Here is a 388-nt window from a genome sequence, read left to right as displayed (position 1 = left end):
ATCGTATAGTTGACCGACACCTGGTTATAGCCGGCCTTCTGGTAATACTCGCGCAGCTTTTCCTGGTCTTCCTTCACCTGGCGCTCGTCGAGCGCCTGGTTCGGCTTGGTCTTCACTTCCTTCTCGAGGCGGTTGCTTTTAACCTTCTGATTGCCTTCGAAACGCACCGCCAGCACCCGGAATTTCGGCGTGACCTCGATGACGAGATTGAAGGTCCGCGCGTCGACCGGCTCGTGTTTAACTTCAATGAACTCGAAGAGGCCCGTGCGATAAAGGGACCGGATATCGCGGTCCAAAATGACCTCGTCGAACTCCCCGCCCTCGCGAATCTGCATATTCGCCCGAACGACCTGTTCGTTCACATTGGCGGTACCCACGAACTTGATCG

The 388-nt window shown here is 55.9% G+C and carries 1 protein-coding gene; it reads right to left on the bottom strand.

The window, feature by feature from the left end:
- The coding region (locus tag I6F37_RS44290) for a POTRA domain-containing protein (RefSeq protein WP_225155029.1) at positions 1-388 on the bottom strand (388 nt) is incomplete at both ends.

Origin of the sequence: Bradyrhizobium sp. NBAIM08 (genome assembly GCF_020193935.1) — a bacterium.
GTDB lineage: Bacteria > Pseudomonadota > Alphaproteobacteria > Rhizobiales > Xanthobacteraceae > Bradyrhizobium > Bradyrhizobium yuanmingense.
The sequence above is the reverse complement of the archived record's forward strand: the minus strand, read 5'-3'. Positions and strand labels throughout refer to the sequence as shown.